14 protein-coding genes are annotated in these 17245 nt (G+C 68.5%); 12 read left to right on the top strand and 2 right to left on the bottom strand.

All coding sequences use genetic code 11. The annotated features are described in order from the left end of the window. Positions 1–42 precede the first annotated feature (42 nt). From K2F54_RS08605 to K2F54_RS08580, 6 genes are all read left to right on the top strand, one after another. On the top strand, positions 43–1629 hold the full coding sequence (locus K2F54_RS08605; RefSeq protein WP_220605451.1) for an SDR family oxidoreductase: 1587 nt from the start codon (positions 43–45) through the stop codon (positions 1627–1629). 137 nt (positions 1630–1766) lie between these two features. Then, positions 1767–2327 carry a GDSL-type esterase/lipase family protein gene (locus K2F54_RS08600; RefSeq protein ID WP_220605450.1) on the top strand — a complete coding sequence of 187 codons (561 nt, stop codon included), beginning with the start codon at positions 1767–1769 and terminating at the stop codon, positions 2325–2327. A 60-nt stretch (positions 2328–2387) separates the two neighbouring features. After that, entirely contained in the window at positions 2388–4283 is a 1896-nt protein-coding gene (locus K2F54_RS08595) for a DUF2207 family protein (protein WP_220605449.1), read from the top strand. Next, positions 4283–4621 (top strand): DUF6804 family protein, encoded by a 339-nt coding sequence (locus K2F54_RS08590; protein WP_255576864.1) that lies wholly within the window; start codon positions 4283–4285, stop codon positions 4619–4621. Before K2F54_RS08595 ends, K2F54_RS08590 begins: the two co-directional genes overlap by 1 nt. A 211-nt stretch (positions 4622–4832) precedes the next feature. Then, the gene (locus K2F54_RS08585) at positions 4833–7007 is read left to right on the top strand and encodes a DEAD/DEAH box helicase (RefSeq protein WP_220605448.1); all 2175 of its coding nucleotides are present in this window, start codon (positions 4833–4835) and stop codon (positions 7005–7007) included. A gap of 132 nt (positions 7008–7139) precedes the next feature. Next, complete coding sequence (locus K2F54_RS08580) at positions 7140–8168, top strand: 6-phosphofructokinase (protein ID WP_220605447.1); 1029 nt, start codon at positions 7140–7142, stop codon at positions 8166–8168. A 94-nt stretch (positions 8169–8262) separates the two neighbouring features. Here the strand turns inward: K2F54_RS08580 and K2F54_RS08575 are convergent, their stop codons facing one another. Beyond that, the gene (locus K2F54_RS08575) at positions 8263–8526 is read right to left on the bottom strand and encodes a mycoredoxin (protein WP_220605446.1); all 264 of its coding nucleotides are present in this window, start codon (positions 8524–8526) and stop codon (positions 8263–8265) included. A 74-nt stretch (positions 8527–8600) separates the two neighbouring features. Here K2F54_RS08575 and K2F54_RS08570 point away from each other — a divergent pair, with 74 nt between their 5' ends. The 3 genes from K2F54_RS08570 (at position 8601) to K2F54_RS08560 (ending at position 10774) form a co-directional block, all read left to right on the top strand. Continuing rightward, positions 8601–9077, top strand: coding sequence for an 8-oxo-dGTP diphosphatase (locus K2F54_RS08570; protein WP_220605445.1), 477 nt, complete (start codon positions 8601–8603; stop codon positions 9075–9077). 177 nt (positions 9078–9254) lie between these two features. Further along, the gene (locus K2F54_RS08565) at positions 9255–10445 is read left to right on the top strand and encodes an inorganic phosphate transporter (RefSeq protein ID WP_220605444.1); all 1191 of its coding nucleotides are present in this window, start codon (positions 9255–9257) and stop codon (positions 10443–10445) included. Further along, positions 10442–10774 carry a peptidase gene (locus K2F54_RS08560; protein ID WP_220605443.1) on the top strand — a complete coding sequence of 111 codons (333 nt, stop codon included), beginning with the start codon at positions 10442–10444 and terminating at the stop codon, positions 10772–10774. The genes K2F54_RS08565 and K2F54_RS08560 overlap by 4 nt, the downstream gene beginning before the upstream one ends. Before the next feature lie 65 nt (positions 10775–10839). Here the strand turns inward: K2F54_RS08560 and K2F54_RS08555 are convergent, their stop codons facing one another. After that, entirely contained in the window at positions 10840–12114 is a 1275-nt protein-coding gene (locus K2F54_RS08555) for a uracil-xanthine permease family protein (RefSeq protein WP_220605442.1), read from the bottom strand. Positions 12115–12235: 121 nt separating this feature from the next. On the opposite strand from K2F54_RS08555, the gene K2F54_RS08550 reads away from it, so the two are divergent. From K2F54_RS08550 to K2F54_RS08540, 3 genes are all read left to right on the top strand, one after another. Further along, positions 12236–13825, top strand: a complete 1590-nt coding sequence (locus tag K2F54_RS08550; RefSeq protein ID WP_220605441.1) for a carboxylesterase/lipase family protein — start codon at positions 12236–12238, stop codon at positions 13823–13825. Between the two features lie 206 nt (positions 13826–14031). After that, positions 14032–15453, top strand: coding sequence for an NCS2 family permease (locus K2F54_RS08545; RefSeq protein WP_308287582.1), 1422 nt, complete (start codon positions 14032–14034; stop codon positions 15451–15453). Between the two features lie 289 nt (positions 15454–15742). Then, the gene (locus K2F54_RS08540) at positions 15743–17197 is read left to right on the top strand and encodes an aspartate ammonia-lyase (RefSeq protein WP_374107276.1); all 1455 of its coding nucleotides are present in this window, start codon (positions 15743–15745) and stop codon (positions 17195–17197) included. Positions 17198–17245 lie beyond the last annotated feature (48 nt).

Genomic DNA, 17245 nt, shown 5'->3' with positions numbered 1-17245 from the left:
TATCCGCAGGTCCAGCCCAGACTCCGGCCCTAGGCTGACGCAATGAGTGACAACCACGCAGTGCCGCAGGATGACGCCGTGACCGACAGGACCGCACGACGGGTGCTGGTCACCGGAGCCACCGGTTATATCGGGGGACGGCTCGTTCCCAAACTCCTCGAGACCGGGCACACGGTACGGGTGCTCGTGCGTTCACCGCAGAAACTCACCGACGTGCCGTGGGCGGCCGAGGTCGAGATCGTGCAGGGCGACCTCGGTGACCTCGCCTCCGTCGCCAGGGCGAGCGTGGACATCGACGTCTTCTACTACCTGGTGCACTCGATGGGCGCCAAGGGCGATTTCGAGCAGACCGAACGCACCGCGGCCCGCAACGTGGCCACCGCCGCCGCCGAGGCCAAGGTGGCCCGCATCGTCTACCTCGGCGGGCTGCACCCCGACAGCGACACCCTGTCACCGCACCTGCGGTCCCGCGCCGAGGTCGGTCGGATCCTGCTGGAGTCCGGTGTCCCCACCGTCGCCTTCCAGGCCGGGGTGGTCATCGGCTCCGGGTCGACGTCGTTCGAGATGATCCGGCACCTCACCGACGTGCTGCCGTACATGCCGGCGCCGCGCTGGGTGCGCAACTTCATCCAGCCGATCGCGGTCCGCGACGTGCTCTACTACCTTGTCGCCGCCGCCGGTGTGCCCGCGGAGGTCAACCGCACCTTCGACATCGGCGGGCCCGACGTGCTCCGCTACGGCCAGATGATGAACGGCTACGCCGTCGAGGCCGGCCTGCACCAACGACCCATCGCCCCGCTGCCGGTGCTCACCCCGTGGCTCGCGTCGCAGTGGGTCAACCTGGTCACCCCCATCCCGCGCAGCCTCGCCGTGCCGATCATCGCGTCGCTGCAGTACGACTGCGTCATGCACGAGCACGACATCGACGCCGTGATCCCGCCGCCGGAGGGCGGCCTGACGACCTACCGACGGGCCGTGCGCCTGGCGCTCGGGCGGATGCGTGACGGCGACGTGGAGACCAGCTGGCAGAACGCATCCACCGAGGGCGCCTCGAGCAACCCCCTGCCCAGCGACCCCGAGTGGGCAGGTCATCTGGTCTACACCGACCTCAAGGAGAAGCGCACCTCGGCCGACCCTGCCGACCTGTGGCGGGTCATCGAGAGCATCGGCGGGGAGAACGGCTGGTATTCCTTCCCGCTGGCATGGGCCGTGCGCGGCTGGATGGACAAGGTCGTCGGGGGAGTGGGCCTGCGCCGTGGCCGCCGGCATCCCGACCGTCTGCAGACCGGTGACGTGCTGGACTTCTGGCGGGTCGAACGCATCGATCGGGGCAGTTTCCTGCGGTTGCGCGCCGAGATGCGGGTACCGGGCCGGGCCTGGCTCGAGATGCGGGCGGAACCCACCAGCGACGGTGGCTCCGTGTACCGCCAGCGCGCGGTGTTCTTCCCCCGTGGCCTCGGCGGCAGGCTGTACTGGTTCTCGATCCTGCCGTTCCACGGGGTGATCTTCTCCGGCATGGCCAACCGCATCACGGCCGCAGCCGAATCCGAGGCCGCCGAGGTGAATGCCGACGCCGATGCCGTCGTGGCCGCCGCCGAGGCCGTCGCCGCTGAGGCGACCCTGCGCTGAGATGACCTAGCGCTGAGATGACCTAGCGCTGAGGTGACCGCGCTGACGGCACCACCCTGACGGAACCTTGTCGGTTTCGACCCTAGCCAGCATCCACCGGTGAGCGCATCATGGAGGCTGAGCGTTGAGGAGTCGAGATGTCCGGAGTGGTGGTGTTCGTCGGCGACGGCCTCAGCGGTGGTGCCAGGTGGGAGGAGAGATTCCCCGAACTCGATGTGCACAATCTCGGCGTGAACGGGGACACGACCGACGAGGTGCTCGGCCGGCTCGACCAGGTCGTCGAGACCGACCCCGATGCCGTCGTGCTGCAGGTGGGCACCAATGATGTCGGCTGGAACCGCTCGGACGAGTACATCGTGCGCAACATCGAAACCATCCTCTGCACCCTGCGCAAACGGCTGCCGGGCGCACGGGTGCTCGTGCAGTCCGTTCCCCCCAGGGAGAAGGAGTTCGTTCCCCTGATCCGCTCGGTGAACCGGCACCTGCGGCAGTTCGCGCCGACCGTCAAGGCGCGTTACCTGGACCTGTGGCCCATCCTCGCCGATGACGAGGGTGTGCTCAGCGGGGAATGGTCCACCGACCATCTGCACCTCACCGAGGCCGGGTACGTCGTCTGGCTCGCCGAACTCCGGCCGGCACTCATCGACCTGCTCGAGCATCCGCCAGAGACCCTCTCGGTCAGCAGGCATCCCGCCTGACGCTGCCCGTTCGCACGACGTGCGCCGCCGGTGCCCGAGCCGCCTCGCTAGCATGAGAGCATGCGCCGATCCGATAGTTTCCGCCTGCGACTGTCGTTGGCAGCGACTCTCATCGCCGGTCTCGCCGTGCTCACCGTCAGCCCAGCGCTTGCCGTCAGCCCCGCCGCTGCCGCACCAGCGGCCCCGGTGGCACAGCTGCTCTCAGCCGGTGTGGACGACTTCGCCTTCGACTCCCTGCACGCCGACTACACCCTCGGCCGCGATGACGAGGGCCATTCCACGTTGGTCACCACCGAGACGTTCGTGGCCAGGTTCCCCGAGACCGACCAGAATCGGGGCATGCGGCGGTTGATCCCCACGCACTACCGGGGCGAGCCCACCAATCCGGTCGATGTGAGCGTCACCGACGGAAACGGCAACGAGCGGGACTTCGACACCGACACCGACGATAACGACGACGGTGACGAGTTCCTCATCGTCACCATCGCCGCCGACGACTTCGTGCACGGCGAGCAGACCTACGTCATCAGCTACACCCAGACGAACGTCGCCCATTTCCCGGACGACACGACGGATGAGGAGTTCTACTGGGAGGTGAACGGCACCGGGTGGGCGCAGCCGTTCGGCACGGTGTCGGCGACCGTGCGCGTGGAGCCCGACCTGGTGCCCGCGCTCACCGGGCAGACCGCCTGCTACCAGGGCGGGTCGGCCTCAGGGGCCACCTGCGACCTGCTCGAGAGCGCCGCAGACGGTGACGGTTGGCTGATCGCGGCCGTCGCCAACGACCTGGGCCCACACGAGGGCCTCGCGCTGGCCGTGGGCTTCGAGGCGGGAACCTTCGTGCCCAGAGACGATTCGTTCACCGCCAATGTGTTCCCGTCCCTCGCGCTGCTCGCGGCCCTGGCTGCGCTGGGCACGGCCGTCACCGGCGTCATCCTGCGCACCGGCCGCTGGCGCAACCGGCCCGGCCGGCCCACCATCATCGCCGAATACCTGCCGCCGGCTGGGGTGAACCTGCTCCAGGCCGGCGGGGTGCTCGGCGCCAAAGCCGCAGGCAAGGCCCTCACCGCCCAGTTCCTGCAGTTCGCCGTGAACGGCAATGTGCGCGTTCTCGAGGGCGAGGGCACGAAGCACTACCTGCTGGAGCTGCGTAGCAGGGATAGCCTGGACAGCACCGAGACCGCGGTGCTCGACGCCCTCTTCCCCCTCGATCAGAGTGTGGGCGCAACCCGCGACTTCACGAAGACGGATGCGAAACTGGGCACGGCCCTGGCCGCTGCCACGACCGCCGCCCGCGCACGCCTGCTCACCGACGGGTTGCGCGAGAAGAAGGGCGCCCCCCTGAGCGGCTGGCTGCTCGGCGTGGGCATCGTCGCCGGATTCGTCGCCGTCATCGCGAGCATCGTCGCTTTCGCGACCGAGGTCGCCGGCGCCTGGCCTGCCCTGTTCCTGATCGTGGGCCTGCTGGCGGCGATCATGACGATCACCGTGACCGTCGACGTGCGCCCTCTCACCACCCGTGGTGCCGAGCTGCGCGACTACCTGAAGGGTGTCTCCCTGTACATCTCACTGGCCGAAGCCGATCGGCTCCGGGTGCTGCAGAGCCCCACCGGAGCCCTGCGCACCCCCGACCGACCCGACTCCGCCCGGTCAAGCGTGGCCACCGAGCCCGTGCAGGTACTCAAGCTCTACGAACGGCTGTTACCGTTCGCCGTGCTCACCGGCCAGGAGAAGGAATGGTCGGCGGTACTCGGTGACTACTACGCCGGTGCCCACCAGCAGCCGGACTGGTACGTCGGCACCGCGCCGTTCAGCGCCGCCTACTTCGCCACCGGAGTGTCGGCGTTCGCCGCCTCGGCGTCGACCGGCGTCGCATCGAGTTCATCCGGCTCCGGCTCAAGCGGGGGCGGCTCCGTCGGCGGCGGAGGCGGCGGCGGCGGCGGGGGAGGAGTCTGATGGGAACCCCGGCGGAACCTACCTTCACCCGGCCGGCACTGGCTCCCGGCCTGCTCGGCGCGATCGCCCTGCTGGCCGGCCTCGCGCTGCTGGACAGCGGCGGCTTCGTCATCATCCGCTACGTCGTGAGCATCCTGGCCCTGATCATCTGCGTCTTCGTCATCCAGGCGAAGTCCTGGTGGTGGCTGATCGGACTGGTGCCCATCGTGGTGCTGTGGAACCCGATCGTGATCATCGACCTGCACGGTCAGGGCTGGGTGTCTGCGCAGTTCATCGCCGCGCTGGTGTTCATCATCAGCGGCATCCGCACCAAGGTCCCGACCACGATGCACCGCTGAATCCGGGTGCGGGCATAGACTGAAGGCACGTCTGGAGAACCCGGTTAGGGTCTCGACCGTGGCCCCGCAGCGATCAGCGCATTCGTGCCTGACCAAAACGGCGTCACGTTGCTCGATTCTGGGGTTCGGCGTATCGATCGCAAAGGCATCCTGCGGATGCGCAACACGACGAGCGCGCATGTTTGTACGCGCTGGTGTGAAGTGGAGAAAAATGGCCTACACCCGCCCCAACGGAGCGGGCCGCGCTGGCGCCGGCAGCGGTCGCACCCGTCAACGTCCGCGCTCCCGCGACGACGACGCGCCCATCATCCCGATCCTCGCCCGCAAGGTGCGCGAGGTCGAGGCCAAAGCGCAGAGCGGTGCCAAACTCGGCCCCACCAACCGCACGAAGTACCAGGTCATCGCCCTGCTCATGCGCGAGGAACGCGCCAGGGTGAAGGCCGACGGTGAACTCACCGACGCGAACCGCGCCGAACTGCTCAAGCGCCTCGACGGCATCGCCCAGATCCTCGCCAAGACCGCCGCCCGCGACACCAGCCTGATCACGCTGCTCGAACCGGATGCCGGTGTCTCCACCGTCGCGCAGCGTTTCCGTCGCGATTGGCTGCTGGAATCCGGCGCAGAACTCAGCCCGGATGAGCTCATCATCACCCGTGAACCCGAGGCCAAGCCGGAGGTGCCGCAGAACCAGGTCATTCCGCAGTCCGTGCGCGCCCGCCAGCTGGCCAACCCGTTCCTCGCCCCGGACTTCAGCGCGGCGCAGGCGGCCCCGGCGTCCTCCGCCCGCCGGCTGGCCAACTGGGAGCTGCTCGGCCCGCTGTTCAAGGCTTTCGAATACGGCTCCGGCGGCCAGGCCGCCAGCATGGAGCTGCCCCCCGCCCCCGCCGTCGACAGGTTCTCCCCGCGCGGCATGGAGCTGATGCGTCACCAGGCACGGTTCATCGAGAGCGCCCGGCTCGGCCATCGCAGCTACCTGCTCGCCGACGAACCCGGCCTCGGCAAGACCGCGCAGAGCCTGCTCGCCGCCTCCGTCGCCGGCGCATACCCGCTGCTGGCGATCGTGCCCAACGTCGTGAAGATGAACTGGGTGCGCGAGGTGGAACTGTGGACGCCGCACCGCCGCGCCACCGTCATCCACGGTGACGGTGACACCCTCGACGCCTTCGCCGACGTGGTCGTGGTCAACTACGACGTGCTCGACCGCCACCTGGCCTGGTTGGGCACCCTCGGCTTCAAGGGCATGGTTGTCGACGAGGCGCACTTCATCAAGAACCTGCAGTCCCAGCGGTCCAAGCACGTGCTCAGCCTCGCCGAGCAGATCCGCCGGCGCACCCCTGGCAACAACCCGCTGCTGATGGCGCTCACCGGCACCCCGCTGATCAACGACGTCGACGACTTCCGGGCGATCTGGCAGTTCCTCGGCTGGATCGACGGCGACAAACCCACAGCCAAGCTCATGGCCCGCCTGGAGGAAACCGGGCTCACCCCCGCCGACGCCGGCTTCTACACCGCGGCCCGCTCCGCTGTGATCGACATGGGCATCGTGCGCCGACGCAAGGTCGACGTCGCCGCCGACCTGCCCGCCAAGCGGATCGCCGACCTTCCCGTTGAGCTCGACAGCGAACTGGGACGCTCCATCCAGAAGGCCGAACGTGAGCTCGGCGCACGCCTGGTCAAGCGTTACAACGCCCTCGTGGCCGCCCGCCACCCCGGCGTGAAGGCTCCCGTGCTCACCGACGACGAACGAGGCGCGTACATCCGCGCCGTCGCGCACGCGGACCTCGAAGAGTCCAAGGGCACCAGCACCGGTGAGAACGTGTTCACCATGGTGCGCAAGATCGGCCAGGCCAAGGCTGGGCTCGCCGCCGACTACGCCGCGCAGCTGGCGCACTCGGTGGGCAAGGTCGTGTTCTTCGCCAAGCACATCGACGTGATGGATGCCGCGGAGGAGATCTTCGCCAAGCGAGGCCTGCGCACCGTGTCACTGCGCGGCGATCAGAGCGCGCTGGCCCGCCAGGCCGCGATCGACTCCTTCAACACCGACCCGGAGGTGGCCGTGGTGGTGTGCTCGCTCACCGCCGCCGGCGTGGGTGTGAACCTGCAGGCGGCATCCAACGTGGTGCTCGCCGAACTCAGCTGGACCGCGGCGGAGCAGACGCAGGCCATCGACCGGGTGCACCGGATCGGCCAGTCCGAACCGGTCACGGCGTGGCGGATCATCGCCGCGCACACCATCGACGCGCGCATCGCCGAGCTCATCGGCAGTAAGCAGGGCCTTGCGGCCCGCGCGCTCGACGGAGCGGACGACGAGGTGTCGCCGGCCGATTCCGTGCAGGCCAGTGCGCTGGCGTTCGTGCTCACGCAGGCGCTCGACGGAGAGCTGTAACACCGGGCCGGAAGTCCCTATCCCTGAGCAGCGCCGCCGGTGTTGACTTGATCCAGGCACGAGTCCGCCACCATGATGGGGACGGGCACCTGCCGAAACACAACATGCATGCACTAAAGGAGTAGCCAAGAAATGAAGATCGGTATCCTCACCAGCGGTGGAGACTGCCCGGGCCTCAACGCAGTGATTCGGGGTGCTGTCCTCAAGGGCGGCCGCGCCTACGACTCCGAGTTCGTGGGCATCCGCAACGGCTGGCGCGGGCTGGTGAAGGGCGAGTTCATGAAACTCGACCGGCACAGCGTTCGTGGCCTCTCCCGCCAGGGCGGCACCATCCTCGGCAGCTCCCGCACCAACCCGTTCGAGGGCGAGAACGCCGGCCCGGAGAACATCCAGAAGACCATGGATGCCGAGGGTATCGACGCCATCATCGCCATCGGCGGCGAGGGCACCCTCACCGCCGCCCGTCGTCTCACCGACGCCGGCATCAAGATCGTCGGCGTGCCGAAGACCATCGACAATGACCTCGCCGCCACCGACTACTCCTTCGGATTCAACACCGCCGTCGAGATCGCCACAGAGGCCATCGACCGCCTCCGCACGACGGCGGACTCGCACGGCCGCTGCATGATCGTCGAGGTCATGGGCCGCCACGTGGGCTGGATCGCGCTGCACTCCGGCATGGCCGGCGGCGCCCACGCCATTCTCATCCCCGAGCAGCCGCAGACCATCGAGCAGATCTGCGCGTGGGTCGAAAGCGTCCGCGACCGCGGCCGTGCCCCGGTGCTGGTCGTCTCCGAGGGCTTCACCCTGGCCGAAATGGGCGAGGCGCACTCGCACAAGGGGCTGGACGCGTTCAACCGTCCCCGCCTCGGCGGCATCAGCGAACTCATCGCCCCCATGGTCGAAGAGCGCACCGGCATCGAGTCCCGCGCCACCGTGCTCGGCCACACCCAGCGCGGCGGCGCCCCGTCCGCCTACGACCGCGTGCTCGCCACGCGCCTCGGCATGGCGGCGGTTGACGCCGTCGTCGACGGCAAGTGGGGTTCGATGGTCTCCCTCAAGGGCACCGACATCAACACCGTCAGCATCGCCGACGCCACCATGGACCTCAACCGGGTCACCCAGGCGCGTTACGACGAAGCGGCCGTGCTCTTCGGCTAAACCCGCACCAGTATGCAGAATTGCCCGGGCGAGTCAGGTCGCCCGGGCAGTTCGCTGTCTGGGGGTGGGGTGGGCGGCTGGCCGGCTGGTCGGCTCAGGCCGCGGGTGCGAGCTTGGCCTGCACCTGCGCGAGCGACGGGTTCGTCGCGGCCGAGCCATCCGGGAACAGCACCGTGGGAACCGTCTGGTTGCCGTTGTTCAGGCTCATCACGAGCTCGGGGGTGCCGTCGACCTCTTCGATGTTCACCTCGGTGTAACCGATGCCATTCTTATCGAGCTGGGTCTTCAGTCGCGAGCAGTAGCCGCACCAGGTCGTGGTGAACATCGTGATCGTTCCGGTCTCAGGCACAAAATTCATGCGTACATCGTAACCTCCCCGGCTGGAAAACGCTTGCGAGTAGCTCACGTTGGCTCCTCGCTACGATTGAGGCCATGACCGACCTTCCCCAGGTGTGCGTGTGTTACCTCACCCGCCTGTCTGCCAGCGGTGAACCCCAGGTGCTGCTCGGCCGCAAGAAGAAGGGCCTGGGCCTGGGTAATATCGTTGGGCTCGGCGGCAAGCTCGAACCCGGCGAATCCGCCCTGGACGCCGCCGTGCGCGAGGTCGAGGAGGAGTCCGGCCTCACGGTCACGGCGGATGCGCTCACGCCGATGGGTGTGCTCACCTACCTGTTCCCGCACCGGCCGGCCTGGAGCCAGCGCTCGAATGTGTTCGTCACGGACCGGTTCAGCGGCATCCCGCGGGAGTCCGACGAACTGAACCCGGTGTGGTTCACCATCGCCCGCCTCCCCGTCGACGAGATGTGGGACGACGCCAGGCATTGGCTGCCGGGTGTTCTGGCCGGCCGCCCGGTGGAGGCCACCTTCACGTTCGGCGAGGACCTGGCCACCGTCGTCGCCCGCGCCTGACCCGGATCCGCCAATCTGAACGGCGGGTAAACGGCAGGTGAACGTGCCCTGAATTGACCTGTCGGTCCGGGGCTGTCAGGATCAACGAGGCCCGGTCTCGGGCCAGTCATCTCCCTTGCGTGCCCGGTGTCTTCCCCCTCGCCACGGTTCGGGTTGAAACACAAGGAAAAGACGCTGGTGGATTTCTCCCTTATCGTCGTGCTGGTCATCGCTCTGGCACTCATCTTCGACTTCACCAACGGGTTCCATGACACGGCCAACGCCATGGCCACCCCGATCGCCACCGGGGCCATGAAGCCCAAGGTCGCCGTCGGCGTCGCGGCCGTGCTCAACCTCGTCGGTGCGTTCCTGTCCACCGAGGTCGCCAAGACGGTCTCCGGCGGCATCATCAAGGAGGGCGACGGGGGCATCCAGATCACCCCGGAGATGATCTTCGCCGGACTGATCGGTGCGATCGTCTGGAACCTGATCACCTGGCTGCGCGGGTTGCCGTCCAGTTCCAGCCACGCCCTGTTCGGCGGCCTGATCGGGGCCACCATCATCGGTGTCGGCTCGCAGGCGGTGGCATACGACGTTGTCCTGGCCAAGGTGATCCTGCCCGCTCTGATCGCGCCGATCACGGTCGGCATCGTCGCGTTCCTGGCCACCCGACTCGCCTACGCGATCACCCGCCGCGACGCGGGCAAGCCGGATGGCCGTGGCGGGTTCCGCTACGCGCAGATCTTCTCCTCGTCACTGGTGGCCCTGTCACACGGCACCAACGACGCGCAGAAGACCATGGGCGTGATCACCCTCACCCTCATCGCCGGCGGCTACCAGGCCGTGGGCTCAGGGCCGCAGTTCTGGGTCGTCGCCTGCTGCGCCTTCGCCATCGCGATCGGCACGTACACCGGCGGCTGGCGCATCATCCTCACCATGGGTCGCGGTCTCACCGAGATCAAGCCGGCGCAGGGCTTCGCCGCCGAGACCAGCACCGCGGCCACCATCCTCGCGTCCAGCCACCTGGGCTTCGCACTGTCGACCACCCAGGTGGCCTCCGGGTCCGTCATCGGCTCCGGCCTGGGCCGGCGAGGCTCCACCGTGCGCTGGGGCATGGCCGGCCAGATCGCCCTGGGGTGGCTGCTCACCCTGCCCGCATCCGCGATCATGGGCGCCTTCGCCGCCGGCCTGGCGCTGCTGGGTCCGATCGGCATCCTGCTCGACGTCGTGATCGGCACCGTCGTGGTCTTCGTGCTCTTCCAGTGGTCCAAGCGGGACAGGGTGTCGCACGACAACCTGCACGACATCGACGATGCCGGGCACGTCGTGAAGATCAAGAAGACTCCACGCAAACCGTCCCGCAAGGACCGACAGAAGGTATCACTGTGATCGACTGGGCCGCATTCCTCGTTGTCGCGGTTGCCGCACTGGTCTCGTCGGCCGTCGTCGTCTCGCTCTACTCGCTGGGACTGCGCCTGCTCACCACGGCCGGCCGCATCCCCACCGTCGAGCCCGCAGAGTTCACCGGCGCCCTCGCCGTCGTGACACCGGCCAGGGCCGCGAAGAACGCCAAGAAGGCCAGGAAGGCCAGCAAGGCGAACCCGCTCACGGCCGGGCAGAAGCGCCTGGCCCAGTACTCCGGCTACCTCTGCTTCCTGCTCTGCGGCCTGATCGTGCTCTACGGCGTCTACCTGATCGTCCCCGCCCTGCACCGCTGACGCAGCAGCGTCCGTGCACCGCAGCAGCGCCCGCGCACCGCTGGTGCGCGGACGTGCCGCTACCGCTAGGCGGTGCGGCGGGCGCGGGCCACCCAGGTCATCACGTGGTAGATCACGATCGCCGCGAGGGTGCCGAGCGCGATGCCGTTGAAGGTGAGCGTGCCGGCGCTGAAGGTGTAGTCGGCGATGCCGATGATCAGCGCGGTCGCGGCGGTGAACTGGTTGACCGGCTTGGAGAAGTCCACCTTGTTGTCGAGCCAGATCTTCACGCCGATGATGCCGATCAGGCCGTACAGCGCCGTCGTGACGCCGCCGAGCACGCCAGCGGGAATGGTGCTGATGACGGCGCCGATCTTGGGGGAGAGGCCGAGCAGCACCGCGGTGATACCGGCCACCCAGTACGCGGCAGTGGAGTAGATGCGGGTGGCGGCCATCACGCCGATGTTCTCGCCGTAGGTGGTGGTGCCTGAGCCGCCGCCGAAGCCGGCGAGCACGGTGGCCAGGCCGTCGGCCAGCAGCGCGCGACCGGTGAGCTTGTTGACCGAGCTGTCGGTCATCTGCGCGACGCCACGGATGTGGCCCACATTCTCGGCGATCAGCACCAGCACCACGGGCAGGAACGCCGGCAGGATCGCCCAGACGGCCGGGTTCTCGAACGGGTTGGTCGGCAGGGTCAGCGGCGGCAGGCCCACCCAGGCGGCGTCGCCGACGGCACTGAAGTCGACCTCACCCTGGATGACGGCGGCGATGTAGCCGACGATCACGCCCAGGAAGATCGACAGCCGGCCGAGGATGCCGCGGAACAGCACGGTGGAGAGGATCACGGCGGTGAGGGTGATCACCGCGGTGAGCGGCGCCAGGGTGAAGTTGTCCCTGGCGACCGGCGCCAGGTTGAAACCGATCAGCGCGACGATGGCGCCTGACACCACTGGCGGCATCAGCGCTTCGATCCAGCCGGTCCCGGTGAACTGCACGATGGCGCCCACCACGGCCAGCAGCAGGCCGACCGCGAGGATGCCGAACAGTGCGCTGCCCATACCGGCGGTCGCGGTCGCGGCGGTGATCGGCGCGATGAACGCGAACGACGAACCCAGGTAGGAGGGGAGCCTGTTGCGGGTGATCAGCAGGAACAGGAGCGTGCCGATGCCGGAGAACAGGATGGTGGTGCTCGGCGGGAAGCCGGTGATCAGCGGAACCAGGAAGGTGGCGCCGAACATCGCGACGACGTGTTGCGCGCCGATGCCGATGGTGATCGGCCAGTTCAGCCGTTCGCCCGGGGCCACGACGTCGGTCGGGCCGACGGTTTTCCCGTCGCCGTGCAGGGTCCAGGGCAGTGCCATTGGTAACTCATTTCTGTTCAAGCCGGTCGGCCGCCACTGGCGGCCCTAGCTGAGCGTAGTTGCTCCGCGGACCGGCCACGCTCAGTGCCCGCCGTTCAGCCGACCGGTTTAGGATCGGCCCATGACGTCGGACACCGGAACCCGCGCCCAGAATCCGCTCGAGGTCAGGGTCGCCGGCGGGCTGGTGCGCGGCGTCAGTGTTCGCGGAATCCGCGCCTGGCGTGGCATTCCGTACGCGGCCGCGCCGGTGGGTCCACGACGGTTCCGTGCCCCGGAGCCGCCCGCGGCGTGGCCGGGTGTGCGTGACGCCGCCGGATTCGGCCCGGTGGCCACGCAGAGTCACAAGGGCCAGTTCATCGGCGCGCACCCTCGCATCCCGCAGAGCGAGGACTGCCTGAACCTCAACGTGCTGGCGCCGGATGCGCCGGTGGACCCCGCGTCGCTGAGGCCAGTGATGGTCTTCGTGCACGGCGGCGCGTACAGCGTCGGCTCCTCCAGGGAGAACCCCCGCCAGGGCGAGGGTCTCGTGCGCCGCGGCGGCATCGTCTACGTGAGCATCAACTACCGGCTGGGGGCGCTGGGCTACCTCGACTTCAGCCGCTACTCCACCCCGGAGCGCCCGTTCGAGAGCAACCTCGGGCTGCGCGACCAGGTCGCCGCTCTCGCCTGGGTACGCGACAACATCCGTGCCTTCGGCGGCGACCCGGATGCCGTGACCCTGTTCGGCGAATCGGCCGGCGGCAACGCCGTGACCACCCTGATGACCGTTCCGGCCGCAATGGGCCTGTTCCAGCGCGCCATCGCGCAGAGCGCCCCGCCCAACGCGGTCTACCCGCCGAGCCTGACCGCGGAGTGGGCGGAGTCGTTCGTGGAGATCCTCGCCGAGCAGGCCGGGGGCGACGCCGTCACCGAGCGCCCAGCCCCACCCGCTGCCGGCCTCGCCCACGCCGACGCCGTGCGGCTGCTGCTGGAGGCCGATCCCGCCCGGCTGGCCGAGGCGACCACCACCCTGACCGTGCGTTCGCCCGACCGGCACCCCGGCACCATTCCGCTCTGCCCGGTCATCGACGGGGAGTTCCTGCCCGAGCGCCCGCTGGACGCGTTCAAGGACGGCCGGGCGCACCGCATCCCGCTGATCATCGGCACCAACCAGAGAGAGGGGTCGCTGTTCAGCGGCCGCATCGACATCCTCGCGTCGACCCCGCCACGGATACGCGCGGTCTTCAAGAACACGAAAAAGAAGGCCAAGAAGGCGCTCAAGGCACAGTACCCGGGCATTCCGGCGCCCCGTGCAGCGCTGGACTTCGGTGGCGACTACTCGTTCTGGTACCCGAGCGTGAAGGTGGCCGAGCGGCACTCCCGGTACGCCCCGGTGTACTTCTACCGGTTCGACGCGGCACCGCGGCTGCTGAGACGGATGGGCCTGGACGCCACCCACGGCCTCGAACTGTTCCCGCTCTTCGACCGGCTCGACGGCTGGTTCGGCCGGGGGATGACGGCGCTGGGCGGCCGCCGGGCGTTCAAGGCGATCGGCAGGCGCATGCAGGGCTGGTGGTTGGCTTTCGCCGGCACCGGCCTGCCGGATGCCGCCTGGCCCGTTTACACCGAGGCCGAGAGGCGCACCCTGATCATCGACACCCACGACCGGATCGAGTCCGACCCGCAGGCCGAACGGCGGGTGGCGTGGGGCAAGTTCGTGCCGCACGTTTGACCAGACGCAGTGCACGGTTTTCCCGGCCGGGGGCCACGTCGTAGACTAAGGCGTTTGGCACCTCGCCGCAGACCGACCGGGAGAGCATCATTTCCGCATCAGAGCACGATTCCAACGCCTCGACCGGCACCGCCGCCACCGACACCGCCGCCGTCACGGCCCCGGCAGCGCCTCGGGCCGAACCGACCGGGCGTGGCACCAAGTCGGTGCTCGACCGCTACTTCGAGATCACCCGCCGCGGGTCCACCTGGAGCCGGGAGGTGCGCGGCGGCCTGGTGACCTTCGTCACCATGGCGTACATCGTCATCCTCAACCCGCTGATCCTCGGCGGCTTCAGCGCCGACCAGGCCGCGGTGGACGTGGCCGGCAACTGGCTGCCCAACGGTCAGGTCGCCGCCGTCACAGCGCTGACCGCCGGGGTCATGACCATCCTCTTTGGTGTCATCGCCCGCCTGCCGTTCGGCTTCGCCGCCGGGCTGGGCATCAACTCCTTCCTCGCCGTGAGCGTCGTCGGTCAGGTCACCTGGCCGGAGGCCATGGGCCTGGTCGTCATCAACGGCCTGATCATCGTGCTGCTGGCCTCGACGGGCCTGCGCGAAATGATCTTCACCGCCGTGCCGCGCCAGCTCAAGATCGCCATCACCGTGGGGATCGGCCTGTTCATCGCCTTCATCGGCCTGGTCGACTCCGGGTTCGTCCGTGCCAGCGGCGTCGCGTCCCCGCCCGTGCAGCTCGGCGAGTCCGGGTCGGTCGCCAGCCTGCCCACCGCGGTGTTCGTGATCGGGCTGCTGCTGATCGGTGTGCTCGTGGCGCGCAAGGTCAAGGGCGCCCTGCTCATCGGCATCGTCGGCACCACGGTGCTCGCCGTCATCCTCGAGGCCATCTTCAAAGTCGGCCCGTCGCTCGGCACCAACCCGGCCGGCTGGAACCTCAACGCGCCCGTGCTGCCGTCGAGCTTCGTCGCCCTGCCCGACCTGTCCCTCGTGGGCGAGGTCAGCTTCGGCGCGTTCGAACGCATCGGTATGCTCGCGGCAGTGATGCTGGTCTTCACCCTGGTCTTCACGAACTTCTTCGACGCCATGGGCACCATGACCGGGCTCTCCAACGAGGCCGGGCTGGCCGACAAGAACGGCAACTTCCCCCGGCTCAAGTCGGCCCTGATCGTCGAGGGTGTCGGCGCCGTTGTCGGTGGCGCCTCGTCCTCGTCGTCCAACACGGTCTTCATCGAGTCCGGCGCCGGCATCGGCGAGGGCGCCCGCACCGGGTTCGCCAACGTCGTCACCGGGCTGCTGTTCCTGGCCGCGATGTTCTTCACCCCGCTCACCCAGATCGTTCCCCTCGAGGTCGCCGCCGCGGCCCTGGTCATCGTCGGTGCCATGATGGTGTCCCAGATCCGGTTCATCGACTTCAGCGAGTTCTCCATCGTGCTGCCGGTGTTCCTCACCATCATCGTGATGCCGCTGAGCTACTCCATCGCCAACGGCATCGGCGCGGGGTTCATCAGCTGGGTCATCGTGCGGGCCCTGTCCGGCAAGGCCCGCGAGATCAGCCCGCTGCTCTGGGTCGTCGCGGTCGGCTTCCTGGTCTTCTTCGTGCGTGGCCCGGTCGAGGTGCTCTTCGGCGTCTAGGCGGATGCGTGCTGTCGCCGCGAGCCGTTCCCTCGCCTGCGTTTAGCTGCGGCACCCCGCCAGGAGGCGCTGGTTCCTTGCGTCGAGCCGGCGAAATGTGCAGTTTGGGTGTGGGTCTCGGCCTGCGCGATAGAGTGAATCGGTCATGAGCCACGAGCTCTTCACCGACGGCAATGGAGCCAGCGTGCACACCACACCCAGCATGTCCGCAGCAACTGAAACGATGAACACCGACGTGACCCACGACACGCCCGCCGCCTCGCCCCCGGCTTCGGCCGGCTCATCTGATCTGGCCGCCGACGTGCCGACGGCCACACCCGGCTTCCGCATCGAGCGTGACTCGCTCGGCCGGGTCGAGGTGCCGGCCGACGCCTACTGGGGGGTGCACACCAAGCGGGCGCTCGAGAACTTCCCGATCGCCAAGCGGCCGATCTCGGTGTACCCGGACTTCGTGGTGGCCCTCGCCTCGGTGAAGCAGGCCTGCGCCAGGGCGAACGCGGAGGTGGGCGCGCTCAGCCAGGAGCGGGCGGACTGGATCGATGCCGCCTGCCAGGAGATCATCGAGGGCAAGCACCACGACCAGTTCGTGGTCGGGGTGATGCAGGGCGGTGCGGGAACCTCCACGAACATGAACGCCAACGAGGTCATCTGCAACCTCGCACTGGAGAACGCCGGCTACGGCCGCGGCCGGTACGACATCCTCAGCCCGATCGACCACGTCAACCGCAGCCAGTCCACCAACGACACCTACCCCACGGCCATCAAGATCGCCCTGGCCTTCTTCCTCAAGCACCTGCTCCGCGAACTCAAGGCCCTGCAGGGGTCGTTCTCGGTCAAGGCCGGGGAGTTCGACCAGATCCTCAAGGTGGGACGCACCCAGATGCAGGACGCCGTGCCGATGACCCTCGGCCAGGAGTTCCACGGTTTCGCCACCACCCTGGGCGAGGACTACGACCGGCTCACCGAGACGATCTGGTTGCTCGCCGAGATCAACCTGGGTGCCACCGCGATCGGCACGGGCATCACGGCCGATCCCGGCTACGCGGCCGCGGCCATCCGTCACCTCAACCTGATCACCGGGCTCAAGCTCGAGGCCGCGCCCGATCTGATCGAGTCGACCAGCGACGCCGGCAGCTTCATGTCGTTCAGCGGCAACCTCAAGCGCAGCGCCATCAAGCTGTCCAAGATCTGCAACGACCTGCGTCTGCTCTCCTCCGGCCCACAGGCCGGTTTCGGGGAGATCAACCTGCCGCCGCGTCAGGCCGGCTCGAGCATCATGCCCGGCAAGGTCAACCCGGTGATCCCCGAGGTGGTCAACCAGGTGGCGTTCGCCGTGGCCGGGGCGGATGTGACGGTGACGATGGCCGCGGAGGGCGGGCAGCTGCAGCTGAACGCGTTCGAACCCGTCATCGCGCACTACCTGTTCCAGAGTCTCACCTGGATGACCCAGGCGATGTGGACGCTGCGGGTGAACTGCATCGACGGCATCACCGCCAACGAGGAACGGCTGGCCGCGATGGTCGGGTCCAGCGTGGGCGTGATCACCGCGCTCATCCCGCACATCGGTTACGCGGCCGCGGCGGCTCTCGCCCAGACGGCGTTGCTGACCGGTCGGAACGTCGCCGACCTGGTGGTGGAGGCCAAGCTGATGACCCGCGACGACGTGATGCGCGAGCTCGAGCCGGCCAGGCTCTCCGGCATGCTGCCGGACACCGGTACCTCGTCCATCCCGATCATCGAGTAGACCGGCAGGCCGGCGCAGCAGGTAGCGCCGCCGATCGGCGGGCGGCGC

Source organism: Cryobacterium inferilacus (genome assembly GCF_019599185.1).
Classification (GTDB): domain Bacteria; phylum Actinomycetota; class Actinomycetes; order Actinomycetales; family Microbacteriaceae; genus Cryobacterium; species Cryobacterium inferilacus.
The sequence above is the reverse complement of the archived record's forward strand: the minus strand, read 5'-3'. Positions and strand labels throughout refer to the sequence as shown.

What these genes read in the sequence shown, in the direction of transcription:
- K2F54_RS08590 (WP_255576864.1), top strand. Translation starts at nt 4,283, where the DNA reads ATGGGAACCCCGGCGGAACCTACCTTCACCCGGCCGGCACTGGCTCCC.
- K2F54_RS08550 (WP_220605441.1), top strand. Translation starts at nt 12,236, where the DNA reads ATGACGTCGGACACCGGAACCCGCGCCCAGAATCCGCTCGAGGTCAGG.
- K2F54_RS08580 (WP_220605447.1), top strand. Translation starts at nt 7,140, where the DNA reads ATGAAGATCGGTATCCTCACCAGCGGTGGAGACTGCCCGGGCCTCAAC.
- K2F54_RS08600 (WP_220605450.1), top strand. Translation starts at nt 1,767, where the DNA reads ATGTCCGGAGTGGTGGTGTTCGTCGGCGACGGCCTCAGCGGTGGTGCC.
- K2F54_RS08575 (WP_220605446.1), bottom strand. Translation starts at nt 8,526, where the DNA reads ATGAATTTTGTGCCTGAGACCGGAACGATCACGATGTTCACCACGACC.
- K2F54_RS08585 (WP_220605448.1), top strand. Translation starts at nt 4,833, where the DNA reads ATGGCCTACACCCGCCCCAACGGAGCGGGCCGCGCTGGCGCCGGCAGC.
- K2F54_RS08595 (WP_220605449.1), top strand. Translation starts at nt 2,388, where the DNA reads ATGCGCCGATCCGATAGTTTCCGCCTGCGACTGTCGTTGGCAGCGACT.
- K2F54_RS08555 (WP_220605442.1), bottom strand. Translation starts at nt 12,114, where the DNA reads ATGGCACTGCCCTGGACCCTGCACGGCGACGGGAAAACCGTCGGCCCG.
- K2F54_RS08605 (WP_220605451.1), top strand. Translation starts at nt 43, where the DNA reads ATGAGTGACAACCACGCAGTGCCGCAGGATGACGCCGTGACCGACAGG.
- K2F54_RS08570 (WP_220605445.1), top strand. Translation starts at nt 8,601, where the DNA reads ATGACCGACCTTCCCCAGGTGTGCGTGTGTTACCTCACCCGCCTGTCT.